The 25046-nt window shown below is 69.4% G+C and carries 21 protein-coding genes; 10 read left to right on the top strand and 11 right to left on the bottom strand.

Annotated elements, in window-relative coordinates; all coding sequences use genetic code 11:
- Window positions 1-18: 18 nt before the first annotated feature.
- Window positions 19-1335 carry a hypothetical protein gene (locus tag AB0F17_RS30885; RefSeq protein ID WP_358030389.1) on the top strand — a complete coding sequence of 439 codons (1317 nt, stop codon included), beginning with the start codon at window positions 19-21 and terminating at the stop codon, window positions 1333-1335.
- On the opposite strand, the gene AB0F17_RS30880 is transcribed toward AB0F17_RS30885, so the two are convergent.
- Complete coding sequence (locus AB0F17_RS30880) at window positions 1329-2249, bottom strand: RDD family protein (RefSeq protein WP_358029970.1); 921 nt, start codon at window positions 2247-2249, stop codon at window positions 1329-1331. The two genes, AB0F17_RS30885 and AB0F17_RS30880, sit on opposite strands and share 7 nt — an antisense overlap.
- A gap of 51 nt (window positions 2250-2300) precedes the next feature.
- On the opposite strand from AB0F17_RS30880, the gene AB0F17_RS30875 reads away from it, so the two are divergent.
- On the top strand, window positions 2301-3293 hold the full coding sequence (locus AB0F17_RS30875) for a stage II sporulation protein M (RefSeq protein WP_358029967.1): 993 nt from the start codon (window positions 2301-2303) through the stop codon (window positions 3291-3293).
- Between the two features lie 116 nt (window positions 3294-3409).
- Here AB0F17_RS30875 and AB0F17_RS30870 read toward each other — a convergent pair whose 3' ends face one another.
- From AB0F17_RS30870 to AB0F17_RS30850, 5 genes are read right to left on the bottom strand one after another with little or no spacing between them, the layout of a single operon-like run.
- Window positions 3410-4783, bottom strand: coding sequence for a DUF58 domain-containing protein (locus AB0F17_RS30870; protein ID WP_358029964.1), 1374 nt, complete (start codon window positions 4781-4783; stop codon window positions 3410-3412).
- Entirely contained in the window at window positions 4783-5748 is a 966-nt protein-coding gene (locus AB0F17_RS30865) for a MoxR family ATPase (RefSeq protein ID WP_358030387.1), read from the bottom strand. The genes AB0F17_RS30870 and AB0F17_RS30865 overlap by 1 nt, the downstream gene beginning before the upstream one ends.
- A gap of 1 nt (window position 5749) precedes the next feature.
- Complete coding sequence (locus tag AB0F17_RS30860) at window positions 5750-6937, bottom strand: DUF4350 domain-containing protein (protein ID WP_358029962.1); 1188 nt, start codon at window positions 6935-6937, stop codon at window positions 5750-5752.
- Window positions 6934-7554: a DUF4129 domain-containing protein gene (locus AB0F17_RS30855; RefSeq protein WP_358029958.1), complete on the bottom strand. Its 621-nt coding sequence runs from the start codon at window positions 7552-7554 to the stop codon at window positions 6934-6936. The genes AB0F17_RS30860 and AB0F17_RS30855 overlap by 4 nt, the downstream gene beginning before the upstream one ends.
- The gene (locus tag AB0F17_RS30850; RefSeq protein WP_358029955.1) at window positions 7551-8591 is read right to left on the bottom strand and encodes a glycerophosphoryl diester phosphodiesterase membrane domain-containing protein; all 1041 of its coding nucleotides are present in this window, start codon (window positions 8589-8591) and stop codon (window positions 7551-7553) included. The genes AB0F17_RS30855 and AB0F17_RS30850 overlap by 4 nt, the downstream gene beginning before the upstream one ends.
- A gap of 449 nt (window positions 8592-9040) precedes the next feature.
- Between AB0F17_RS30850 and mtrA the strand changes: the two genes are divergently transcribed.
- The 6 genes from mtrA to AB0F17_RS30820 all read left to right on the top strand — a co-directional run bounded on the left by mtrA (window position 9041) and on the right by AB0F17_RS30820 (window position 16180).
- Window positions 9041-9718 carry an MtrAB system response regulator MtrA gene (gene mtrA, locus AB0F17_RS30845; protein ID WP_043620615.1) on the top strand — a complete coding sequence of 226 codons (678 nt, stop codon included), beginning with the start codon at window positions 9041-9043 and terminating at the stop codon, window positions 9716-9718.
- An 18-nt stretch (window positions 9719-9736) separates the two neighbouring features.
- Complete coding sequence (gene mtrB / locus AB0F17_RS30840) at window positions 9737-11482, top strand: MtrAB system histidine kinase MtrB (protein WP_358029952.1); 1746 nt, start codon at window positions 9737-9739, stop codon at window positions 11480-11482.
- A complete protein-coding gene (locus AB0F17_RS30835) occupies window positions 11469-13286 on the top strand; it encodes an LpqB family beta-propeller domain-containing protein (protein ID WP_358029949.1) in 1818 nt (605 codons plus the stop codon). Before mtrB ends, AB0F17_RS30835 begins: the two co-directional genes overlap by 14 nt.
- Before the next feature lie 73 nt (window positions 13287-13359).
- Window positions 13360-14022 (top strand): phosphoribosyltransferase family protein, encoded by a 663-nt coding sequence (locus AB0F17_RS30830; protein ID WP_358029946.1) that lies wholly within the window; start codon window positions 13360-13362, stop codon window positions 14020-14022.
- Window positions 14023-14651: 629 nt separating this feature from the next.
- Window positions 14652-15311, top strand: coding sequence for a ribosome-associated translation inhibitor RaiA (gene raiA / locus AB0F17_RS30825; protein WP_358029943.1), 660 nt, complete (start codon window positions 14652-14654; stop codon window positions 15309-15311).
- 170 nt (window positions 15312-15481) lie between these two features.
- Window positions 15482-16180 (top strand): response regulator transcription factor, encoded by a 699-nt coding sequence (locus tag AB0F17_RS30820; RefSeq protein ID WP_214633525.1) that lies wholly within the window; start codon window positions 15482-15484, stop codon window positions 16178-16180.
- 220 nt (window positions 16181-16400) lie between these two features.
- Here AB0F17_RS30820 and AB0F17_RS30815 read toward each other — a convergent pair whose 3' ends face one another.
- Complete coding sequence (locus tag AB0F17_RS30815; RefSeq protein ID WP_358029940.1) at window positions 16401-17585, bottom strand: crosslink repair DNA glycosylase YcaQ family protein; 1185 nt, start codon at window positions 17583-17585, stop codon at window positions 16401-16403.
- Between the two features lie 109 nt (window positions 17586-17694).
- Window positions 17695-17955 (bottom strand): HGxxPAAW family protein, encoded by a 261-nt coding sequence (locus AB0F17_RS30810; protein WP_358029937.1) that lies wholly within the window; start codon window positions 17953-17955, stop codon window positions 17695-17697.
- Window positions 17956-18178: 223 nt separating this feature from the next.
- Between AB0F17_RS30810 and secA the strand changes: the two genes are divergently transcribed.
- Window positions 18179-20971, top strand: coding sequence for a preprotein translocase subunit SecA (secA, locus tag AB0F17_RS30805; protein WP_358029934.1), 2793 nt, complete (start codon window positions 18179-18181; stop codon window positions 20969-20971).
- A gap of 64 nt (window positions 20972-21035) precedes the next feature.
- Here secA and AB0F17_RS30800 read toward each other — a convergent pair whose 3' ends face one another.
- The 3 genes from AB0F17_RS30800 to AB0F17_RS30790 form a co-directional block, all read right to left on the bottom strand.
- Window positions 21036-21398, bottom strand: coding sequence for an Rv3235 family protein (locus tag AB0F17_RS30800; RefSeq protein WP_358029932.1), 363 nt, complete (start codon window positions 21396-21398; stop codon window positions 21036-21038).
- A 411-nt stretch (window positions 21399-21809) separates the two neighbouring features.
- Window positions 21810-23120 (bottom strand): PTS transporter subunit EIIC, encoded by a 1311-nt coding sequence (locus tag AB0F17_RS30795; RefSeq protein ID WP_358029929.1) that lies wholly within the window; start codon window positions 23118-23120, stop codon window positions 21810-21812.
- Between the two features lie 24 nt (window positions 23121-23144).
- Window positions 23145-23885: a GntR family transcriptional regulator gene (locus tag AB0F17_RS30790; RefSeq protein WP_214633529.1), complete on the bottom strand. Its 741-nt coding sequence runs from the start codon at window positions 23883-23885 to the stop codon at window positions 23145-23147.
- A gap of 113 nt (window positions 23886-23998) precedes the next feature.
- Between AB0F17_RS30790 and AB0F17_RS30785 the strand changes: the two genes are divergently transcribed.
- Window positions 23999-25036 carry an SIS domain-containing protein gene (locus tag AB0F17_RS30785; RefSeq protein ID WP_358029925.1) on the top strand — a complete coding sequence of 346 codons (1038 nt, stop codon included), beginning with the start codon at window positions 23999-24001 and terminating at the stop codon, window positions 25034-25036.
- Window positions 25037-25046: the final 10 nt, after the last annotated feature.

Raw genomic sequence — 25046 nt, 5'->3', positions numbered from 1 at the left:
ATCCTGGCGGGAGCGGCGATGCTGGTGCTGCCGGTGCTCCCGGCTCACGCGTCGGGCGACGTCAAGACCAGCGCCAACGTCAAGCTCGTCGCCGGCGTCCCGAAGCAGGGGCCGTTCAAGTCCGACGAGGCCTACGACACCGACCTGGCCTTCCAGGGTGACTACGCCTACCAGGGCAACTACCACGGCTTCACGATCTACGACATCAAGAACCCGGCCAAGCCGGCGGTCGTCAGCCGGGTCACCTGCCCCGCCGCCCAGAACGACGTCTCGGTCCAGGGCAACCTGCTCTTCCTGTCGGTGGACGAGTCGCTCACCAGCGACTCCTGCAAGGCCGAAGCCGAGACGCCCAGCGTGAAGTCGGCGTGGGAGGGCATCCGGATCTTCGACATCAGCGACAAGAAGCGGCCCAAGTACATCAAGTCCATCGAGACCGCCTGTGGCTCCCACACGCACACGCTCGTACCGGACAAGAAGCGGGCGGGTAAGAAGAGCGAGGCCGTCTATCTGTACGTCTCGTCGTACGGGCCCGCCAGGTCGTACCCCGACTGCAAGCCGCCGCACGACCGGATCTCGATCATCAAGGTGCCGCTCGGCAAGCCCACCTCGGCCAAGGTCGTCTCGCGCCCGGTGCTGTTCCCCGACGGCGGCAACGAGAAGCAGGAGAGCCTGCTCGTTCCCACCACGGGCTGCCACGACATCACCGTGTTCCCGGACAAGGACCTGGCCGCGGGCGCCTGCATGGGCGACGGCGTGCTGATGGACATCTCCGACAGGGAGCACCCGAAGGTGACGACCAGGGTCACCGACGAGAACTTCGCGTTCTGGCACTCGGCGACGTTCAACAACACCGGCACCAAGGTCGTCTTCACCGACGAGCTGGGCGGGGGCATCATGGCCGCCTGTAACGCGGCGACCGGTCCCCAGCGGGGCGCGGACGCGATCTACGACATCGCGGACGGCCAGCTCGCGTTCAAGAGCTACTACAAGATCCCGCGCAACCAGAGCCCGGCCGAGAACTGCGTGGCGCACAACGGCTCGCTGATCCCGGTCAAGGGCCGCGACATCATGGTTCAGGCGTGGTACCAGGGCGGAGTGTCCATCTGGGACTTCACCGACTCGTCGGCGCCCGCGGAGATCGGCTACTTCGACCGCGGCCCGGTCAAGCCGCAGAACCTCGGCGGCTCCTGGTCGGCCTACTACTACAACGGCCACATCTACAGCAGCGACATCCAGCGGGGCCTGGACGTGCTGACCATCACCGACCAGCGGACCGACCCGGCCGCCAAGAAGCGGCTCAAGGTCCTCAACACCCAGACCCAGTACGCCTACTGAGGCGGCGCGAACCCACCCGGAGTCGCCTGCGGCGGCGACTCCGGCCCGCTCGGCGCCTGCGGCTGGTAAGACGGCTGCCCACCCGGCTGGTACGGCATCGGCGGCGGGTACGGTCCCTGCTGCTGGAACGGCGGCCCAGGCTGGGCGTAGGCCGGTGGCGCCATGCCGTTGCGCTGGGCCAGCCGCACCTGGTCGCGCCTGCGGCGCTCGGCCAGGACGGCGCTCAGGTACGCGTGCGCCGGTACTCCGGACGGCGCGGCGGGCGAGACGAACGCCGCCACCTGCGCCGCGATGCGCATCCCCATCTCATGCTGGATCTGCGGCGACAGGTCGTGCCAGCGGGAGAGGTATTGCCGGGCGGCCATCGCCACCTCCTCGGGCAACTGCGAGAGCTCCAGCGTCGCCGCCCAGGCGGCCAGCCGCGGCGGCATCACGATCAGGTGCCCCGCGGATCTCGGCACGCGCTCGGCGATCACGATGGTGCCCGCGAAGATGTCGCCCAGCCGCTTGCCCCGCTGCGAGATCAGCGAGGAGATCAGCGCCGGCGCCCCCGAGAACATCCAGAACTCCACCAGCCCGGCCAGCCCGCGGAACAGCGCCTGCCTGAACCGTTCCGGGCTCCCGTCGTCACTGACCACCCGCAACCCGAGCGCCAGCTTGCCCAGGCTCCGTCCCCTGGTCAAGGTCTCGAAGATCACCGGGTAGCCCACGATCACCAGCACGACCAGCACGATCGACACGGCCGCGAACAACGCCACGTCGGTGACCTGGAAGAACGCTTCCAACACCACGTACGCGACGATCAGGACGACGATCTGGACCAGCATGTCGATGATGAGCGCCACAGCGCGGGACGGCATCTGGGCCACCCGTACCTCGACGACGACGGCGTCACCGGTCACAACCTCTGACATACGTGGAGCCTAACGGCATTGGCCCGATGGATGACCGGCCACAATGGTCCGGTGGACATCGATGCGTTCGTCACCGCACACCGCCCGGTTTGGGACAGACTGGAGCACCTGGTCAAACACCGTTCGTCGCTGACCGGGCCCGAGGTCGACGAGCTGGTCGACCTCTACCAGCGGGTGTCCACGCATCTGTCGATCGTCCGCTCGTCCGCCGCGGACGCGATGCTGGTCGGCCGGCTGTCCGCGCTGGTGGCCAGGGCGCGATCGGCGGTGACGGGGGCGCACACGCCCGCCTGGCGGGAGCTGGTCAGGTTCGTCACCGTGTCGTTCCCGGTGGTCGCCTACCGGGCCAGGTGGTGGTGGCTGGCCACGTCGCTGGCGTTCATCGCCGTTTCATGGGTGCTCGGCGTGTGGGTGGCGAGCAACCCGCAGGTGCAGACCTCGATCGCCTCGCCCGACGAGATCACCCAGCTCGTCGAGCACGACTTCGCCGACTACTACTCCGAGAACCCGGCCGCCTCCTTCGCCAGCCAGGTGTGGATCAACAACGCGTGGGTCTCGGCGCAGGTCATCATCTACGCGATCTTCCTGGGGCTGCCGATTCCGCTGATTCTCTGGTCGAACGCGGCCAATCTCGGCGTCTCCGCCGGGCTGATGGCCTCGCGTGACAAGCTCGACATCTTCTTCGGGCTGATCATGCCGCACGGCCTGCTGGAGCTGACCGCTGTCTTCCTGGCGGCGTCCGTCGGCATGCGGCTGGGGTGGACGGTCATCGACCCCGGGCCGCGCAAGCGCGTCGAGGCGCTGGCGGAGCAGGGCAGGGCGGTGGTCAGCGTGGCGCTCGGGCTGGTGGGGGTGCTGTTCGTGTCGGGGCTCATCGAGGCGTTCGTCACGCCGTCCGGGCTGCCGACCTCGGTTCGGGTGGGCATCGGGGTGCTCGCCGAAGGGGCCTTCCTCGCGTACGTGATCGTCTTCGGCAGGCGGGCGCTGAGCCAGAACGAGACGGGCGACCTCGAACGCGCCCCGGACGTGGCCCCGAGCGCCTGACCCGCCGAACGCCTGGACCCGCCGAGCGCCCGAGTCCGTCCGGCGCCCGCATCCAGCGCCCGAAGCCGTCCAGCGCCCGAAGCCGTCCAGCGCCCGCATCCAGCGCCCGAAGCCGCCTACAGGCGGCCGGCGGCCTTCAGCGCCAGGTACGCGTCGGCCAGAGCCGGGGCGATGTCCTCCGGTGGCGCGTCCACCACTTCGACGCCGTGGCGGCGCAGCCGGGCGGTGATGCGCCTGCGGCCCAGCTCCGTGTGCTCGGCCGCCGCCGCGTCGTACACCTGCTCGGCGGTGCCCTTCTGGGCCGCCATGGCCGCCACGCGCGGATCGGAGACCGCCGCGACCAGCACCAGGTGGCGCGAGGAGAGCTGCGGCAGCACCGGCATCAGCCCTTCGTCGAGCGCGGCCGAGTTGAGGTCGGTGAGCAGCACGACCAGGCAGCGCCGCTTGGCCCGGGACAGGACCGCCGCGACCATGCCCTGCGAGTCGGCCTCGATCAGCTCCGCCTCGATCGGCGCCATGGCGTTGACCAGCGACGACAGCAGCTCGGTCCGCGAGGCCCCGGCCACCCAAGCGCGTACGGCCCGGTCGTAGGCGAGGAAGTCCACCTGGTCGCCCGCCCTGGCGGCGAGCGCGGCGAGCAGCAGGGCGGCGTCCATCGACCAGTCGAGCCGCGGCCAGCCGGGCACCGGGCGGGGATCCGGCCGGACCAGCAGCCCGCCGCCGCCCGCCGCGGCGCCGGCCATCGGCATCGGGGCGTCGCCCACCCGGCCCGCGGAGGTGCGGCCGGTGTCGAGCACGATCAGCACCCGCCGGTCCCGTTCCGGACGCCAGGTGCGGACGACCACGTCGTGGCGCCGCGCGGTGGCCCGCCAGTCGATCGAGCGCACGTCGTCGCCCACCACGTACTCGCGCAGCGAGTCGAACTCGGTCCCCTGCCCGCGTACCAGGGCCGGGTGCTGGCCGTCGAGCTCGCGCAGCCTGGCCAGCCGGGAGGGCAGGTGCTTGCGCGACAGGAACGGCGGCAGCACGCGCACCGACCACGGCGCCAGGTGGGTGCCCTGGCGGGCGGCCAGGCCGAGCGGCCCGAGCGAGCGGACGGTGAGCGCCACGGACTCGCGGTCGCCGCGCCTGGTCGGGGTGAGCGTCACGACGAGCTTGCGGCGCTCTCCCGCGGGCACGTTGAGCGGCTGGGAACGCGGTGACGCGCCCGCGGAGGGCGGCCAGGCGTCCCGCAGCAGGCCGCGTGTCCGCCGGCCGCCCGGGTTCTCCACCACCAGCTCGACCGTGGCCTGGCCGCCGAGGCGGACCAGCCGGTCGCCCGAGCGGTGGAAGCGGAGCGGGCGGACCGCGCCCGCGAACACCAGGTCCACGATGATCGCGGCGGCCAGCAGCAGGCAGACGCCCGCCACCGCGGGCCCCGGATCGGGCGCCAGCAGCACGACCACGATGCCGATCGCCGCCACCAGCCCGGCGCGTCCCGTCAGAGCCATCAGCGCGGGACCGGGACCGAGGCCAGGATGCCGTCGAGCAGGCCGTCGGAGGTCGCGCCCTCCAGCTCGGCCTCGGGCCTGAGCTGGATCCGGTGCCGCAGCGCGGGCCTGGCCAGCGCCTTGACGTCGTCGGGCGTGACGTAGGCGCGGCCCGACAGCCACGCCCAGGCCCGCGCGGCGGCCAGCAGCGCGGTCGCGCCACGCGGCGAGACGCCGAGCTGGAGCGACGGGGAGTTCCTGGTGGCCCGCGCCACGTCCACGATGTAGCCGAGCACCTCGGATCCCACGTGCACCTTCGACACCGCCTCGCGGCCCGCTTCCAGGTCCTGGGCGGTGGCGACGGGCTTGATCTCGGACAGGTCGCGCGGGTCGAAGCCGTTCGCGTGCCGTTCGAGGACCATGATCTCCTGGTCGCGCGGCGGCAGCGGCACCGTCAGCTTGAGCTGGAACCGGTCGAGCTGCGCCTCCGGCAGTTGGTAGGTGCCCTCGTACTCGATCGGGTTCTGCGTCGCGCACACCACGAACGGGTCGGGCAGCTTGCGCGGGTCGCCCTCGACGCTGACCTGCCGCTCCTCCATCGCCTCCAGCAGCGCGGCCTGCGTCTTGGGCGGGGTGCGGTTGATCTCGTCGGCGAGCAGCAGGTTGGTGAAGATCGGCCCCTCGCGGAACTCGAACCGCGCCGTCTTCGCGTCATAGATCAGCGAACCCGTCACATCGCCCGGCATCAGGTCGGGCGTGAACTGCACCCGCTTGAAGTCCAGCGAGAGCGCGGCCGACAGCGTGCGGACCATAAGCGTCTTGGCCACGCCAGGCACGCCTTCGAGCAGCACGTGCCCCCTGCACAGCAGCGCGATGACCAGTCCGGTCACCACGGCGTCCTGGCCTACCACGGCCTTGGACACCTCGGCGCGCAGCGCGCTGAGCGCGTTCCTGGCCGAGTCACCGCCGGGCGCCTGGGCGGTCATCTCAATGTTCACTGACGGTCCTCTCGATGAAGTCCAAGTAGCCTGCCAGGCCGACGAGCCCGGCGTCGTCGGCTGGTGGTGGGCCGTACAACGCGGCGCCGATCTCCTGCGCGTCCTGACCGGTCCGTACGGCGACGGCGGCCACCAGCTCGTGCCGGCCCGAGCCGGAGCCGAGACCGAGCCGGGGCGTGAGCCGGTCGATCGTGCCGGCCCTGAGCGAGTCGGCCGCCCTGCCCCTGGCCCGCCTGGCCCGGTAGAGCCGCCCGCGCCCCTCGACCGTCTCCGCTGCCCGCACCACGACGGGCAGCCGCTCGGTCACGACCGGCCCCAGCCGCCTGCCCCGCCAGAACGCCACCAGCAGCACCGTGATGACCGCCATCAGCACGGCCCAGGGGATGCTCGCGGGCATGAGGTCGTACATCGACTGGCCGGCCTGGCCCGGCAGCTGGCCCACGGGCGGTGTCTCCGGCGCCACCAGCCAGGTCACGGCCTTGGCCGAACCCAGCAGGTTCAGGGCGAGCGCGGCGTTGCCGTCCTCGGCCAGGCGCTGGTTGGTCATGAACTCGGCGCTGCCCAGGACCGTGGTGGTGCCGCCCGCGTCGGGGTAGCTGACCAGCGTCCATCCGTCGCCCCACGGGTAGCAGCCGGTGGAGCCGGGCGGTCCGGTGAACGCGGAGCCACCGATGAACGCGCTGCCCGCGGCCTTGGCGGCGGGCAGTGAGCAGCCGGGCTCCCGCGAGCGCTCGCGGGCGGCCCCCCGCACCGGCCGCACTCCGGGAGCCAGCTCGTCGAGCGTGAAGAGGTTGTCGGCGATCACCCGGTCGCCCTGGATCCCGGCCAGGACGCGCGGGTCGGCGTAGGAGGCGTCGGTGATCAGCAGCAGCCGGTCTCCCGGCGCGGCACCGGTGGCCTTCGCCACGGCCGCCTCTGCCGAGTCGACCCGGTCCACGGTGACACCGCGGTCGCGCAGCAGCTCGGCCAGCGCCATCGAGCCCGCCAGCGTGGCGTCGGCGGGATCCAGGTGGCGTGGCGGACGGGTGTCCGGTTGGAGCAGCACGCTGAACACCGCGGCGAGCACGATGAGCGCGCCGAGCAGGACGATCAGCCGGCTCGCCCGCCAGGTGGAGCGCACGGTGGGGGAGGTGGAACGGGACTCGCCGGTCTCCGGTGGCCGCATGTCGAGGCTCATGAGGCCCTCCCGGCCAGCGGGACCGGTCTGGCCTGGCGGAGCCGCTCGTCGAGACCGCTCATGGCGTCGTACGCCTCCCGGGTGCCCGGCACGGCGCCGTAGGTGACGTCGTCGAACGAACGGGCGGCGGCGGTCAGCTCGTCGGCGAAGCCGGGCAGCGCCCGGCCCGCCTCGGCGGCCAGCTCGTCGGCCGTACGCCCCGGCAGCCCGTCGACCAGGGCCCGCTCCTCCAGGTCGCGGGCGATGGCGCGCAGCCGCTCCTGGATCGCCTCGGTCCAGTCGCCCCCGGCGGCCAGCCGTTCGGCCGCCTGGCGGTGCTCGGCGGCGGTCATCGTCCGCTCGCCGAACAGGCCGTCCTGCGCCGCCGCGTTCCTGCGCGAGGTCGTGCGGAGCCGCCACACGACCAGCGCGACCACTCCGCCGATGATCAGTGTGATCACGATGGCGGAGATGATGCCACCGGTCGTGCCGCTGCCCGTGGCCGCGTCCATGAGGTCGCCGACGAACTGCATGAAGCGCCGGTACGCCTGGTCCAGCAGCGCTTCCTTCTCGTAGCCCGGCTTGAGGAGCTCGTCCGCGGCTCTGCGCGCGGCCTCGTCCCTGTCGATCGGGGTCACGGCCTGGCGGAGTTGGACGGATGCCAGAGCTCGTCGGCCGAGGAGTGCACCCAGCCCTGGCGCTGCTGCTCGATCGCCGCCGTCTGCAGCACCAGGTCGAACGCCTCACTGCGCATCCGCCGGTCGGCGTAGAGGAGTCCCGCGACACCCGCCTCGAACGGGTAGGTGATCAGCGCGCCGAGCGTGCCGCCGACGGCGAGCAGCACGGCCGCCAGCACGGCGGTGCCGGGCGATTCGCCGAGCAGGCCGACGAGGGACCCGGCGATGGTGAACGGGAATTCCAGAATGCTCGCGACGAGCCCCACCAGCAGCGAGGTGAGCAGCAGGATGCCGAGCACCCGCCAGAAGTCGCCGGTCACCAGATTCCAGGAGCGCCGCAGCGCCTCGATGGGACCCTTGCCCTCCAGCACCACGGCCGGCGCCGCGAGCGCGAAGCGGGTCCTGAAGTACAGCACGTAGCCGATGTACAGGATGATCAGCAGCACGGAGATCGCGGCCACGCCGCCCGCCGCGGCGGATGACCCTTCACCCGTGCCGGTCGCGATGACCGCGACGATGAGCAGGGCGATGACGACCAGCGGGACCAGCATGATGACGGCCATCAGCCCCACCACGCCGAACAGCGCCGGAACGCGGCCCTTGGTCAGCTGCCACGCCTCTCCGGCGGAGATCTTGCCGCCGAACACGGCGCGGCCGAGTATCCGCATCAGCACGCCGGTCAGCAGGGTCACCACGACGAAGCTGACCACGATGGAGACGAGCGCGCCGCCGTACTGGGCGATGAACCCGCCGTACATCCCGGTCAGGTCGGCCGGCTCGCTCGCGGACGGATCGTTGAGCAGGCCGCGCATGGAGTCGAAGGCGAACACCTGCCCGATCGCGATCGGGAGGGCGCCGAGGAGGGCGGCGACCGCCGAGAGGCCCAGCACCGCCTTGGGGTTCGACCGGACCAGTTTGATCGTTCCGTCGAGGATGTCGCCCAGCCCCAGCGGCCGTAGCGGTATGATCCCGGGGCGCAGTGCGGGTGGATGCGGCATGTAGCCGTATCCAGGCGGCGGTTGCTGATAGGGCGCCTGCGGGCCGGGGCCCTGCGGAGGCTGTTGCTGTTCGAAGCCGGGGGCGGTCCACGGCGAGGTCTGCGGGGCGCCGTAGGGAGGGGGCTGATCTGAAGCCCAGCCTGGTGGCGTCTCGGGCGAGGGACCGTGACCGTCTGACATATCCCAATCCTGGCATGGTGGGCGGGGCAATGGTGTCGTGCGTACGACTCGCCGACTCATCTTGCTCGCATTTGGGGGCGTTCCTCCTCAAGGATCTCATCGAAGGATGGCCGAAAGCCGGTCGGTTACCGCAGACTGAGATTGCTATCCCGACTGCAAGTCTAAAACTCGTCTTTTGTACGTCTCGTGTCCCATGCATGGGCCAACGAAGGGTAACCTTCAGCGATCGTGCGGGTATGTCCCAGAATGCGTAGAACGAATGAGGGGCCATGAAAGGTCGCGTGCTGGTCGTCGATGACGACGCCGCTCTCGCCGAGATGCTGGGTATCGTGTTGCGCGGCGAAGGCTTCGAGCCATCCTTTGTCTCAGACGGTGACAAAGCCCTTGACGCTTTCCGGGACACGCGCCCGGACCTGGTGTTGCTCGACCTGATGCTGCCGGGGGCGGACGGCATCGACGTGGCGCGCAGGATCAGGGCGGAATCGGGTGTGCCCATCGTCATGCTCACCGCCAAGAGCGACACGATCGACGTCGTGCTCGGTCTGGAGTCGGGCGCCGACGACTACATTGTCAAGCCGTTCAAACCGAAGGAACTCGTGGCCAGGGTGCGCGCGCGGCTGCGCCGTACCGACGAGCCCACCCCGGAGATCCTGCAGATCGGCGACATCACCATCGACGTGGCCGGCCACTCGGTCAAGCGTGGTGAGGAGACCATCAACCTGACGCCGCTCGAGTTCGACCTGCTCGTCGCGCTGGCCCGCAAGCCGCGCCAGGTCTTCACCCGGGAGGTCCTGCTGGAGCAGGTCTGGGGCTACCGGCACGCGGCCGACACCCGGCTGGTCAACGTGCACGTCCAGCGGCTCCGGGCGAAGATCGAGAAGGACCCGGAGCATCCCGAGATCGTCGTCACGGTCCGCGGCGTGGGTTACAAAGCCGGGCCGGCCTGACCTCCGCCCGACCTGGCCATGCCCACGACTAGCAGGACCCGACTCCGTCGCCGTACACTCCGCCAGATTCTCGGCGGGGTCCGGCGGCGGACGCGGCGTGCGGCGGGCCGGATACGGAGCGTCTGGCGGCGCTCACTCCAGCTCCAGGTGGTCACCAGCACGCTGGTGATCTCCGTGACCGTGGTGGTCGTGCTCGGCGTCTTCCTGTCCGACCAGATCAACAGATCGGTCATCGAGAGCCGCCAGCAGTCGTCGGCCACCGAGGCGCTCGCCGACCGCGTGCGGATCGCCGACGCGCTCAGCCAGAAGCCCGACGACCAGGCCAAGTCGACCGCCGACACGGGCGGCAACACGCCCGTCGACCCGCTCGACGAGGTGATGGACACGATCACCGGCTCGGGCGAGAACGGCTCCAAGAAGCGCTACGAGGTGCTGGTGCTCAACACCTCCCGCCCGGGCAAGTCGCGCGCCTCGGGCAATGTCGCGCCCGAGGACGTGCCGCAGGCACTGCAGCAGAAGCTGCGCGGCCAGGAGCAGAAGTTCATCTTCGACAAGCCGCAGCGCTTCACCGCGCCCATCACGTTCACCGGTGACAGCCAGGCCACGCCCACGCTGGTCATCGGCGGCGTGGTCGACATCAACGGCGAGAACTACGAGGTCTACCACTTCTTCCCGATCAACGAGGAAGAGCAGATGCTGTCCAACGTCAGGCTCGCCCTCGTCGTGGTGGGCCTGGGACTGGTGCTGCTGCTCGCCGCCATCGCCTACCTGGTGGCCCGCCAGGTCGTCAGCCCGGTACGGCTGGCCCGTCAGGCGGCCGAGCGCCTGGCCGCGGGCAAGCTCGACGAGCGGCTCAAGGTACGCGGCGAGGACGACCTGGCCCGCCTGGCCACCTCGTTCAACGAGATGGCCGTCAACCTGGCACTGAAGATCCACCAGTTGGAGGAGCTGTCCCAGGTCCAGCGGCAGTTCGTGTCCGACGTCTCCCACGAGCTGCGCACCCCGCTGACCACCGTGCGGATGGCCGCCGACCTGCTCTACGACGCCCGCGAGGACTTCGACCCGATGGCCGCCCGCTCGGCCGAGCTCATGCAGGCCCAGCTCGAGCGGTTCGAGTCGATGCTGGCCGACCTGCTGGAGATCAGCCGCTACGACGCCGGCGCCGCCACGCTCGACCTCGACCCCGTCGACGTGCGTGACGTGGTGCTGCGCGCGATCGGCGACTCCGAGGCGCTGGCCGAGCGCCACTCCACCCGCTTCGAGCTGCGGCTGCCCAACGAGCCGTGCATGGTGGAGATCGACGACCGGCGGGTCGAGCGCATCCTGCGCAACCTGCTGTTCAACGCCATCGAGCACGGCGAGGGCAGGGACGTCGTGGTGACCGTGGGTGCCGACCGGGACGCCGTGGCCGTCGCCGTACGAGATCACGGGATCGGTTTGAAGGCGGGCGAGGACACCATGGTGTTCGACCGGTTCTGGCGCGCCGACCCCTCACGGGCGCGGACCATCGGCGGCACCGGGCTGGGCCTGGCCATCTCACGGGAGGACGCCTCGCTGCACGGCGGCTGGCTGCAGGCGTGGGGACAGCAGGGGGAGGGCTCGCAGTTCCGGCTGACACTGCCCCGGGTGGCCGGGACCGACCTGAAGGGGTCGCCGCTGTCGCTGGTGCCGCCCGAGATCGAGATGCGGCGCACGTGGCGCGGGCAGATGACGCCGGTGCTGCTGCCCGCGTCGGCGGACGGGGCCGGTTATGACGAGGACTAGGCCGGCCATGACGGGGGCCGGCAGGCCGCTCCGCGCACGGCTCAGGCGGCTCGGCGCCGTCGGCGTCGTCGTCGCGACTCTCACCTGGAGCTCGGCCTGCGCGGTGATCCCCGTGGGTGGCCCGTTCCCGGTCAGCGAGGCCGGTGACGATGACCCGATGAGCAAGCCGTTCCAGCGCATGGTCGCCATCGCGCCGCAGCCCGGCTGGTCGCCGCAGCAGGTGGTGGAGGGCTTGCAGGCCGCCATGGCCGCCTACGCCGACGACCCGGAGATCCTGGCGAAATACCTGACGGACGAGGCGCGGCAGGCGTGGAAGCCCGGCGGTCCGGTGACGGTGCTCGACAACGGGGCGAAATACGATGAATCCGGGAAGATCGGCGACAAGGAGGTCACCGTCTCCCTCTCGGGCACCCAGGTGGCCCGCATCGAGGACGACGACACCTACGTGCCCGTGTCCGTGGGCGTGGACAGGAAGTTCACCCTGGTCAAGGACAAGACGGGCGAATATCGGGTCAATTCGCTGGTCGGGGGCCTCGTGCTCACCGAGGCGGACGTCGCTCGCGCGTACCGGCCGACGAACCTGTACTACCTGAACGGCGCGCCCGGCAGCGGCGGCGCCAGCGCGGACATGCTGGTCGTCGACCGGGTACGGCTGCGACTCAAGCCCACTGAGAGCTTCGCCAAGACCATCATCGAACGCCTGCTCGAGGGCCCGAGCAAAGCGCTGCAGGGCGCCGTGGAGAACGTCTTCCCGCAGGGCACGCGGGTCGAGTCCGTACGCGCGGGCGACGACCGCGTGGTGATCAACCTCAGCGGTCCCATCGACTCGGACGACATCTTCAGCAGGGGACTCCAGGCCCAGCTCAGATGGAGCCTCACCAGCAACAACGTGGCCAACGGCCGGTCCATCGAGGTACAGCTCGACGGCGAGCCGTTCTACTCCTCGGACACGCTGACCATCCCGGCCAACATGCCCGACGACTGGCTGGGCACCTCCTCCGGCGTCGTCTACTACTCCAACAGCAAAGGCGCCGTCTATTCGGTGGGCACCGACGGACCCGGCAGGGCCGTGGCCGGGCCCGCCGGTCAGCCGAACGGCCAGTACTCCGACTTCGCCGTGATCGCCGGCGGCTACGCCACGGGTCAGGGCGCCGACCTCATCGCGGCCAAGTCGAGAACGGGCGGCATCTGGGTCGCCAGGGCCGCCGCGGACGGCCACTGGCAGCAGTGGATCCAGGGGGCGAGCGCCGACCTCACGCCGCCTTCCTGGCACAGGGACGGCACCCTATGGACCTACGACGGCCGCAGCGGGGCGGTGCTCCGGTGCAACCCGAGCGCGGGACGCGGGCCCGAGCGCATCGCCGCGCCGAGCCTCGACGGGTTCGACGTCACGGGGCTGCGGATCGCCAGGGACGGGGTGCGGGTGGCGGTCACGATCGGCAAGCACGAGATCCGCGTCGGCGCCATCACCGGACAGGGCGCCTCCACCATGCTCGGAAATTTCCAGACATTGAGCACGGTGGACGAGGAGGAGATCATGGATCTGGCCTGGCGTGACGGCGAGCACCTGGTGGTGCTCTCGCAGAGCAAGGCCGGGTCGGTGGTCAAGGAGATCAACGTGGGCGACGGCACGGTCACCAAGCTGCCGTCGGACAAGCGGCTGCGCACGCTGGGCGCGCAGGGTGAGCGGATCCTGGCGGGGACCTTGCACAAGAACGAGATCCTGGAATCCAACCTGGACAAGCAGAGCTGGACCTCCAAGATCACCACCGACGCCGACACCCCGATCTTCCCCCTGGGCTGACCGGCGGCGGCCCGCGCCTCACCTGCGATCTTGCGTCACCGAAAGTGTCGGGGACGCCGGGCATGCTGGCCCCGTGTTCGCCGCTCTCGCCGATCTGATCCTGCCGCAGCACTGCCTGGGCTGTGCCGCCAGAGGCCCGCGCCTGTGCGAGAGCTGCCTGGCCCCCGTCCCGGCCCGCCGCATGCCGAGACCGGTCCCGGCCGGGCTCCCCGAGTGCTGGTCGGCCGCCGACTACGCGGGGGCCGTGCGTGAGGCGATCGTCGCCTACAAGGAGCGCGGCCAGACCACGCTGGCCCGTCCGCTGGCGGCGGCCCTGGCCTTCACCGCCTGCCATGCCCTGGCGTCCCGGCCCGCCGCGCCGGTGGCCGTCGTGCCCATCCCCAGCGCCGCCCGTGCCCGCCGGTCGAGAGGACACGATCCGGTCGGCAGGCTGGCCGCGCTGGCCGTACGGCAGTTGGCGGCGTTCGGTCGCCGGGCGGAGGTGTGGCCCGCGCTCGGGCAGGCGCGCCAGGTGGGCGACCAGGCGGGCCTGAGCGCCACGCAGCGGGCCGCCAACCTCGCCGCCTCCCACCAGGTCACCCGCGCCGGGAAGGCCCGCCCAGCGGCCTCTGTGCTGCTTGTGGACGACATCGTCACGACGGGCTCCACCCTGGCCGAAGCGACCAGGACACTCCGGGCGAACGGCGTCGAAGTCCTGCTGGCGGTCACCGTCGCCGCGACACGCCGAAGATCTTGAAATCCATTGCAGTAACCCTGGGTAAAGAAAGATCTATTTGTCGGCACTGACCTGGAGGCCACATGTCGCTACCCACCGAGCGACGGCGGGGCAGCTCAGCACTCCGCGGTGGCACGGATTTATGAGCGGCCGTCCGGAGAAAAGGGCATGCGTCACGCCCGTTACACCGGTGAAAAATCACAGAAAGTGATCGTTTGACCGATCCCTAGGCTGACATTCGGTCGCGATCCGGATAGCGTTCTGACATGGCACCCGTTCGGGTCCGTGGTTGCGCAGGGTCGGGGCTCCCGGCTCTGCTAGCCGATGCCAGCCGCAGGCAAAACGGTCCACGTAAGGCGACTCTTTGTCGACCGATCACGGTGCGGCTTAGGGGTAAGTCCTGCCTTCCCGGGGGTCCAGATGTCCCCCGCCAGAAGAGAAGGGCAGTAGTGGCATCAGAGCCGCGAAATCCTCAGCAGGCGAATGTGGGGTCGAAGACCAGGTCGGCCGGGCGGGTGCCACCCGAGATCCCGGTGACGGAACGTCGGAAGAGGGTAACGGTGACAGAAGAGAGGCAGACGGAAGACCCCGCCCGGCAAGAACGTCGTCGGGCGCTCTTTCTCAGTCGTTAGACGAAGGGGGGCTGTTGCATGGACATCATCGTCAAGGGCCGGCACACAGGAGTGAGTGATCGGTTCCGAGACCAGGTGGCGACCAAGCTGGCCAGGATCGAGCGTCTGGACAACAAGCTCATTCGAGTCGATGTGGAGGTGTCGAAGGAGCGCAACCCGCGCATCGCCAACCAGCGAGAGCGGGTCGAGCTGACCATTCACTCTCGAGGACCCGCCATCCGTGCGGAGGCTTCCGCCGACGATCGATTCGCCGCCCTAGACATGGCGCTGGACAAACTGGAAGGTCGCCTCAGGCGGCTCTCCGACCGGCGCAAAGTGCACCACGGCAACCACTGCCCGCCCTCCGTCGCGGAGCTCACCGCGACGCTTCCTGACGTCGCCGACCTGACACCCCGCGAGGTCGAGGCCGAGATCGTCCCCGAGTTCGAAGAAGATCAACTACCCGATGACAAGCAGTACGACGACATCGTCCCGATCGAGATGGAGGGCGACGGGCCGCTCATCATACGGGAGAAGCACCACAAGGCGGAACCAATGACCATCGACCAGGCTCTGCTTGAGATGGAACTGGTCGGCCACGACTTCTACCTGTTCCGTGACAAGGAGAGCGGCCAGCCGTGTGTCGTTTACAACCGGCGCGGCTATAACTATGGCGTACTGCGGCTCGTAGAGCCGTGACAGCGCGCTAAAAGATCTTCTCGACCACCCTAGGACCGCGTTAGACGTGCCATCATTGGCGGTCCAACGGCTCTGGCCCCCCGACGAGGAGGAGACGTGAGCGAGCTCAGTCAGGTGATGAGCGAGCGAAGCGCGGAGAAGGCAGTCGCGAGGCTCATCGAGGTGGCCTGGTGACGGAGTCTGGCGAAGCCCGCGCGTCAGGAGGCGAGCCGATCCGCGTCCTGATCGTGGACGATCACGAGTTGATCAGGCGGAGCCTGGCTCTGGCGCTGGCCGCCGAGCCGGACATCGAGGTGGTCGGTGAGGCGAGCGACGGGCACGAGGCGGTCGAAATGGCCGACCGCCTCATGCCCGACGTGGTGCTCATGGACGTACGCATGCCGCGACAGGACGGCATCGAGGCGGCGAAGGGCATCAAGGCCTCTGTGCCGAGCACGCGCATCATCATGCTGACGGTCAGCGACGAAGAAGAAGACCTCTTCGAAGCCATCAAGGCGGGTGCGACCGGCTATCTGCTCAAGGACGTGCAGATCAACGACGTCCCCGCGGCCGTGCGCGGAGTACATGAAGGCCAATCGCTCATCAATCCCGCCATGGCCGCCAAACTCATCAACGAGTTCGCGAACATGAGCAAGAAGGAGAGCGAACGCCCACCCCAGCTCCCGGTGCCCCGGCTGACCGAACGCGAGATGGAGGTGCTGCGCCTGGTGGCCAAGGGGATGAACAACCGCGAGATCGCCAAGCAGCTCTTCATCTCCGAGAACACGGTGAAGAACCACGTCCGCAACATCCTCGACAAGCTGCAACTCCACTCACGCATGGAGGCCGTGGTCTACGCGGTGCGCGAACGCATGCTGGAAATCACCTGACGTCGCCGCCGAGGCGGCGACGGACGGCGACCGACCCGCGCCCCAGACGGGGGCGCGACGGATGGCGTTCATCCGCCCTGACGGGCCGCGATGGACGGCGACCGACCCGCCCCCAGGCAGGCGTGCGACGGATGGCGATCACCCGGTGCTCGTCCCCTGCGGGTGCGGAGGACGGCGTTCTGACGGCCCTCGCCCCCAGGCGGGCGACGAGGGCCCGTGATCAGTTGGCGGGTGCTTCCAGGTGGGCGATGAGAGCGGGGTCGGCGCGTTCGACTCGTACGGCGTCGCAGCCCACCCACTCGGCGGCCGACCACAGGGCGTCGCGCAGGGCGTCGGCCCACTTGGCGCCGGTGAGGCCAGGTTCGAGGCTGAGCTGCCTGGCCACCAGGGTGGTGCCGTCGCGGGCCGGGTCCACACGGCCGATCAGCCGGCCACCGGCCAGCACCGGCATCGTGAAGTAGCCGTGCACCCGCTTGTGCTTGGGCACGTATAGCTCGAGCTGGTAGTTGAAGCCGAAGACCCGCTCGGTCCGGCCGCGATGCCAGATGAGCGAGTCGAACGGCGACACCAGCGTCGTGCGGTGCCGTCCGCGCGGCGCCGACGCAAGGCCCGCCGGGTCGGCCCACGCGTTGGTCGGGCCCTTGGCCGAGGGCCAGCCGGTCACGTGTACGGGCACCAGCCCGGTGGCCCCGCTGAGCAGCGCCTCGTCGAGGATCGCGGCGAACCTCCCCTTGAGCCGCAGGAAGTCGATCAGGTCACCCCTGGTCGCCACGCCCAGCGAGGCGCCGGCGATGGCCGCCAGCCGGACGACGCACTCCTCGTCGGAGAGGTCCTCGGCCAGGAGGTCGGCGGGGACCACGCGCTCGGACAGGTCGTAGACCCTGCGCCAGCCGACGCGGCGGCTGCAGACGATCTCGCCGATGTCGAGCAGCCACTCCAGGCCGATCTTCGAGTCGGACCAGTCCCACCAGGGGCCGCCGTTCTTGGCGCCGCCGACGTCCGAGGTGGTGAGGGGGCCCGAGTCGCGTACTTGATCCCGCAGTTTGTCGACGTGGTCGGGCACCTCGTGCCAGCGGTAGCGGCGGTCGCGGTAGGCGCGTCGCCTGAAGGCGTAGAGAGGCCAGTGCTCGATCGGCAGGATGCAGGCGGCGTGGCACCAGTATTCGAAGCTCTGGGCGGGATTGTGCCAGTAGGCGCGTTCGACCTTGGGCCTGCCCACCGCGCCCAGGCGCGCGTAGGCGACGAGCTCGTGGGAGCGGGCCAGGACGGAGATCGTGTCGAGCTGGATCGCGCCGAGCCTGCGGAGCATGCCGTGCACGCCGTCCCGGCGCGCGTCCGCGCCGCCGAGCAGGCCCTGGGCCCGCAGGATGATCCGCCGCGCCTCATCGGCCGTCAGATCCGTCATATCAGCACATTGGTACGGCTAGGCATGCCGCGAATGCTAGCGGCGGGCACCGACAGAACGGCGGCCCGCCGCGAGACGTACGCAGCGGAGGTTCAGCGGGGGTTCGGCGTCAGCGGTGGTCTTCCGCGCGCAGCCCGGTCCGGGGGGCGTCGATCACGACGTCGGTGAAGATGTCGAAGACGAGGGCGAGGATCCCGCCCACGACGAACACGCCGGCCCCGATCCAGATGAGTGTCCAGTTGGCGGCGGTCAACCCGTAGCCGGCGACGATGGTGCCGAGCAGCATCACGGTCACCGCGAGCCATGAGGACGCACGGCCGCCATGGTTGCCGAGATTCTCCGCATGCTCTGACTTGCGCCCCTCAACCATCACAAATCCTTCCCTTTACCGGATATCCCGCTAATGGTGCGAACCGGCGGCTTACCGGCATACGCTCTGCCTAACCCCATTCTCCCAGACGTGCCCGACGCTCTCGTCGTCGCGGTGGCTGTGTCTGGTTGCGGAACCGCCTACGATGGCAACGGGGAAGTTTGTCTCAGCCTCTCCTCCTGGCGGCGCCGCCGGGGTAGACCTGCGAGGAGCTTTACATAAAGTGGCAGCCATTCTCGACAAGATCCTACGCGCCGGCGAAGGCAAGACGCTGCGCAAGCTCAAGCGGATCGCCGATCAGGTCAACTCCATCGAGGACGACTTCACGAGCCTGTCCGACGCGGAGTTGCGCGCCCTGACGGACGAATTCAAGCAGCGGCTCGACGCGGGCGAAACCCTCGACGATCTGCTTCCCGAAGCGTTCGCGACCGTGCGCGAGGCGGCCCGCCGCGTGCTCGGCCAGCGTCACTTCGACGTGCAGATCATGGGCGGCGCGAGCCTTCACATGGGCAACATCTCGGAGATGAAGACCGGCGAGGGCAAGACCCTCACCTGTACTCTCCCCGCCTACCTCAACGCGCTCGCCGGCAACGGCGTGCACGTCATCACGGTCAACGACTACCTGGTCAAGGTCGGCGCCGAGCACATGGGACGCGTCTACCGCTTCCTCGGCCTGGAAGTCGGCATGATCCTGACCGGGCAGGCCCCCGACGAGCGGCGCAAGCAGTACGAGGCAGACATCACCTACGGCACCAACAACGAGTTCGGCTTCGACTACCTGCGCGACAACATGGCGTGGTCGCTGGACGAGTGCGTGCAGCGCGGCCACCACTTCGCGATCGTCGACGAGGTCGACTCCATCCTCATCGACGAGGCCCGCACCCCGCTGATCATCTCCGGCCCCGGGGAGCAGTCGGGTAAGTGGTACAACGAGTTCGCCAAGATCGTGCCCCGCCTGCGCAAGGGCGTCGAGGCCAAGTCGCCCGACGAGGAGAGCACCGGCGACTACATCGTCGACGAGAAGAAGCGCACGGTCGGCGTCCTGGAGTCCGGTGTCGCCAAGGTCGAGGACTGGCTCGGCATCGACAACCTCTACAAGGCCGAGCACACCCACCTGGTCGGCTTCCTGAACAACGCCCTGAAGGCCAAGGACCTGTTCAAGAAGGACAAGGACTACATCGTCGCCGACGGCGAGGTGCTGATCGTCGACGAGTTCACCGGTCGCATCCTGCACGGCCGCCGCTACAACGAGGGCATGCACCAGGCCATCGAGGCCAAAGAGGGTGTGAAGATCAAGGACGAGAACCAGACTCTCGCCACGGTCACCCTGCAGAACTACTTCCGCCTCTACAAGAAGCTGTCCGGCATGACCGGCACGGCCGTCACCGAGGCGAACGAGTTCCACCAGACGTACAAGCTCGGTGTGGTCCCGATCCCGACGAACCGTCCGATGGTCCGCAAGGACCAGGCCGACGTCGTCTACAAGACCGAGGACGCCAAGTTCACCGCGGTCGTCGAGGACATCAAGGAGCGCTACGACGCCGGCCAGCCGGTGCTCGTCGGCACCACCTCGGTCGAGAAGTCCGAGCGGCTGTCGAAGGCGCTCAAGCGCCGCGGCGTTCAGCACGAGGTGCTCAACGCGAAGAACCACGCGCGCGAGGCCGCGATCGTCGCGGAGGCGGGCCGCAAGGGCGCCGTCACCGTGGCCACCAACATGGCCGGTCGAGGCACCGACATCATGCTCGGCGGCAACTCCGAGTTCCGCGCCGACCTGGAGCTGCGCCAGCGCGGCCTCGACCCGCTCGAAACGCCCGAAGAGTACGAGAAGGCGTGGCCCGAGGCGCTGGAGAAGGCCAAGGCGGCCGTCAAGGCCGAGCACGACGAGGTCACCGTGCTCGGCGGCCTCTACGTTCTCGGCACCGAGCGCCACGAGTCGCGCCGCATCGACAACCAGCTCCGCGGCCGCTCCGGCCGTCAGGGCGACCCCGGCGAGTCGCGTTTCTACCTCTCGCTGGGTGACGACCTCATGCGCCTGTTCAACTCGGCCCGGGTCGAGATGATCATGACGAGGCTCAACATCCCCGACGACCAGCCGATCGAGTCCGGCATCGTCTCCAAGGCCATCGCCTCCGCCCAGCACCAGGTCGAGCAGCAGAACTTCGAGATCCGCAAGGAAGTTCTCAAGTACGACGAGGTCATGAACCGGCAGCGCAAGGTGATCTACGCCGAGCGCCACCGCGTGCTGGAGGGCGCCGACCTGCACGAGCAGGTGCGCGGCTTCGTCGGCGAGGTGATCGACGGCTACGTCGCGGGCGCCACGGCCGAGGGGTTCGCCGAGGAGTGGGACCTCGACAAGCTGTGGAAGGCGTTCGGCGAGCTCTATCCCGTCACGCTCACCATCGACAACGTCGTCGAGGAGGCCGGCAGCCGCGAGGAGCTCACCGCCGAGTTCATCTCCGAGAAGGTGAAGAAGGACGCGCTGGAGGCGTATGCCAGGCGCGAGGAGGAGCTCGGCGGCGACGCCACCCGCGAGTTCGAGCGGCGCGTCATCCTGTCGGTCCTCGACCGCAAGTGGCGCGAGCACCTCTACGAGATGGACTACCTGCGCGAGGGCATCGGCATGCGGGCCTACGCGCAGAAGGACCCGCAGATCGAGTACCAGCGCGAGGGCTTCGAGATGTTCGCCGCGATGCTCGAGGGCATCAAGGAGGACTCGGTCGGCTTCCTCTTCAACATCGAGGTCGAGGTTCAGGAGAACCCGATCGTCGAGGAAGAGGACTCGATGATGGCGGAGACCCGCTCGATCATCGCGCGCGGCCTGCGTGGGCCCGAGCGGCCCGCCGAGCTCGAATACACCGCGCCGGGTGAGGCGGGCGAGGTCGAGCACACTCGCGTCCGCAGCACGGAGGCCGAGCGCGCCGCCTACGGAAACGTCGAGCGCAACGCGCCCTGCCCCTGTGGCTCGGGCAAGAAGTACAAGCGCTGCCACGGCGACCCCAAGAACGCGCAGGCGTAACGCGCCGGTTCTGTGAAGAGGCCCTCGCCTTTGGCGGGGGCCTCTTCGCGTGAGGCGTGAGGCGTCAGGCGGTTTCGAAGTCCGTGCACAGCCATTGCACACCGCGCCGCTCCAGGCGAACGGCCAGCACATGGCTGCGTTCGCCGCAGTGGACGAGCAGGCACATCTCGACCGCGCCGTCCTTGGGTTCCTTCACGTGCGGGCTGCCCACGAACGGCGGCCGTTTCGCCTCGATCATCCGCCCCGCCCTGACGAGCTCACGGTAGGCCCGCTCGGTGAGCCGGTCGGCGACGCTCTCGGCCGGCCGCCGCCCCGAGAGCACCTCGGCCAGCGCCTGCCCGAGCAGCCGCAGCTTGCGCTCGTCGGGGATAGCCCCCGGCGGACCCCACACGAGCGGGTCGGAAACGGCATGCGGAACAGATGACACGGGGCCTCCAATGTCATAGGGGAGAGGGATCGCTACATAGAGTTTCCGGCCCCACCGCCAAATACATCGGCCACCAACTTTCCCGCCCAGGCGGCCGTTTCGAGGTGATTCGTGAACAAGATCACCGAAAGTTGGAGTGGTACAAAACAACGCCCATCACGATTTCGGTCCCGCGCACGACATCAAGGACCCGTCCCGAACCAAACCGGCCTGCCTCTATGTCCGGCTGCTGACAGCTGTTCAGGGGTGCCACCGTCCGTAACCCGCCCTGCGGAGCCTGTGTGGTAGGCCACGGCCAACAAGACGCACGTCACGGCGCCCAGCCGTCTCCACCGGAGGAGCGTGTCCCTGGACAGAGCTCAGCCCCGTGTGGCGGGTGGGGTCCACCGGGCTGGCCGTAAAAAATGGAGGTTATTCGCCCGAGTCGACGTCAGGTTCGGGCTCGCGACCGGGAGTCTGGATGTTGAGTTTGCGGATGAGGAAGGTGAAGACCACGTAATAGACCACGCCATAGATCACCCCGAGCAGCAGGATCCCCGGCAAATTGCGGGTGTTCGACTTGCTGGCGTTGAGGAGCATGTCGAGCAGCCCCGCGGAGAAGCCGAAGCCGAGCTGCCCGCCGATGAGCGTGGTGAGCGCCATGGCCAGACCGGTCAGGACCGCGTGCACAGCCAGCAGCACCGGTGCCACGAAGATGAACGCGAACTCGATCGGCTCGGTGATGCCGGTGACGAACGAGGCCAGCCCGGCAGACAGCATGATGCCGCCCACGGCCGCCCGCCGGTGCGGAGGCGCGGCCCGCCACATGGCCAGCGCGGCGGCCGGCAGCGCGAACATCATGATCGGGAAGAACCCGGCCATGAACTGGCCGGAGTGCGGGGCGCCGCCGAAGTAGCAGTTCCAGTCGCCGCCGAGGACCTGGCCGCCGACCTCGCACTGGGGGACCACGTACCAGACGATGGAGTTCACGAAGTGGTGCAGGCCGAGCGGGATCAGCAGCCGGTTGATCAGGCCGTAGATGCCGGTGCCCAGCGGCCCGAGTGTGGTCAGGGCCTCGCCCGCGTGGCCGATCCACTCGCCGAGTATCGGCCACACCCAGCCGATGAGCACGCCGAGCAGCAGCGCCGCGATCGAGGTGATGATCGGGACGAACCGGCGCCCGCCGAAGAAGGCCAGCCAGGACGGCAGCTTGATCCGGTGGAACCGCTGCCAGAGCATGGCGGTGACCAGCCCGATCATGATGCCGCCGAGCACCTGGGTGGGGTTCTGCATGCCGTAGTTGATGATCTCCTTGACGCCCTGAGGCTGCTCCGCCCTGATCAGGACCGTGTTCCTGATGGCCGAGCCGAAGAACATCACCTTGGTCACGCGGTCGAACACCAGGTAGCCGACCACCGCGGCGAGCGCGGTCGAGCCGTCGGACTTGCGGGCGAACCCGATCGCCACCCCCACCGCGAACAGCAGCGGCAGGTTCTCGAACAGCGCCGCACCGGCGGCGGCCAGCACCTCGGCGACCTGGTTCATCCAGCCGAAGCCGGCCACGTCGGCCAGGCCGCCGGGATCGGCGCCGTTGGAGCCGAGCATGTCGGGCTGGCCGAAGCGGAGCAGCAGCGCGGCCGCGGGCAGGGCGGCGATGGGCAGCATGAGTGAGCGGCCCAGCCGCTGGAGCACGTTCATGACGCGTGAGAACGGCGAAGGCTTGGCGGCGGTGGTCTCGTTCACCGGGGGTTCCTCCGGATCGGGCCCTCAGCCCCGTCTGGTGGGCGTTTCCAGAATGGTGCGCAGCTGGTAGCGATCCGCGCGATAGGTGGACACGCCCAGCTCCGCGCAGACGCCGCCGGAGAAGGATCTGCGCTGCAACAGTAGTACGGCCCCACCCCGGGCGAGCTTGAGCAGGTCGGCGTCGCTCGGATCGGCGATGCCCCCGTCGATGGTCAGCTCGCCGGCGTCCATGACCAGCCCGTAGCGGCTCTCCAGCAGCTCGTAGAGGGACCTGCCCGACAGGTCGTGCTCGGCCAGGTCGGGAGCGAGTTTGACCGGGATGTGCGCCCGCTCGATGGACAGCGGCTCGCCGTCGGCGGTCCGCAGCCGCTCGATGAAGTGCACTTCCTCGCCGGGCTGGATGCCCAGCTCCTTGGCCAGGTGGGCGCTGGCGCGTACGACCCTTCTGTCCAGGTCGCGCGAGCCCGGCTCCATGCCGCGCGCCCGCATGTCGTCGGTGAACGACGTGAGTTGCAGCGCGAGCTCGATCTTGGGTCTGGCCACGAAAGTGCCCTTGCCGGGCACCCGGTGCAGGCGGCCCTCGGACACCAGGTGGTCGACCGCCTGCCGGACTGTCATCCTGGACAGGCCGAAGCGCTGGCAGAGCTCGCGTTCGGACGGGATCGCCGCGCCGATGCTCAGCTCGTCGCTGTCGATGAGATCCAGCAGGATCTCGCGGAGCTGGAAGTACTTGGGCACCGGGCTGTCCGGATCGATGTGCGCCACGGATCCTCCCCTCGATCTGACCTGGGCAATGAGCTATGGTTCGTACTGGTCTAGTCCGGACTAGACCACATGTCGTAAAACAGGGTCAAGTCTGCACGGTAACGATTTGAGGGATGATGACCACCAAGATGCGCAGCGAGATCGCCGAGCAGCCCCAGGCATTGCGGGCCACGCTCGACTCCCTGCTCCCCAGGGTCGGCGAGGTGAGAGCACTGGGTGAGCAGACCCGGCAACTGCTGTTCATCGCGCGTGGCACCTCCGACAATGCCGCAGTCTATGGCCGCTACCTGGTCGAAGCCCACGCGGGCCGGCTGGCCGCCCTCGCCGCCCCGTCCGTCGCGACGACGTACAAGCGCAAGCTGGACCTCGACGGCGTGCTGGCCGTCGCCATCTCGCAGTCGGGCCGGACCGAGGAGATCGTCGAGACGCTGACCTGGGCCAAGGACTGCGGGGCCAAGACGGTCGGCGTGACCAACGGCGGTCCGGACAGCCCGCTCGCCCAGGCCGCCGACCTGGCGCTGTGCACGCTGGCGGGCGAGGAGAAGGCGGTCCCCGCCACGAAGACCTACACCACCCAGCTCGCCGCGCTGGCCGTCCTCGCGCTCGGCCTCGGCGCCGACGTGGACGCGGCCGACCTGCAGCGGGTCCCGGAGGCGGTCGAGAAGCTGATCGCCGAGCCGGGTGACCTGGACGCGGTCGTCGAGGGCCTGGCCGACAAGCACGGGGCCGTGGTCTCCGCCCGCGGCCTGGCCTTCTCCACCGCGCTGGAGACCGCGCTCAAGCTCAAGGAGGCGTGCTACCTGCACGCCATGGGCCTGTCGTACGCCGACCTGCTGCACGGGCCGATCGCCGTGGTCGACGCCGAGACCCCCGCCCTGCTGGTCGCCGCCGAGAACAGCCCGACCCTGTCCGGGACCGTGGCGCTCGCCGAGCGCGTCGTCGCCGCGGGCGCCGCGGCCTTCACCATCGGCGGCGGTACGGCGCTGGCCCAGGCGGGTACGGCGGCGCTCAACGGCCCCGACCTGCCCGAGTGGGTCGCGCCCATGGGCCTCATCGTGCCGGGGCAGTTGCTCACCGAGGCGCTGGCCAGGAGGCTGGGCATCGACCCCGACGCGCCGCGCGGGCTCAACAAGGTGACCCAGACCGACTGACGTTTAGCCT

The organism is Nonomuraea sp. NPDC026600 (genome assembly GCF_040638335.1).
Classification (GTDB): Bacteria; Actinomycetota; Actinomycetes; order Streptosporangiales; family Streptosporangiaceae; genus Nonomuraea.
The sequence above is the reverse complement of the archived record's forward strand: the minus strand, read 5'-3'. Positions and strand labels throughout refer to the sequence as shown.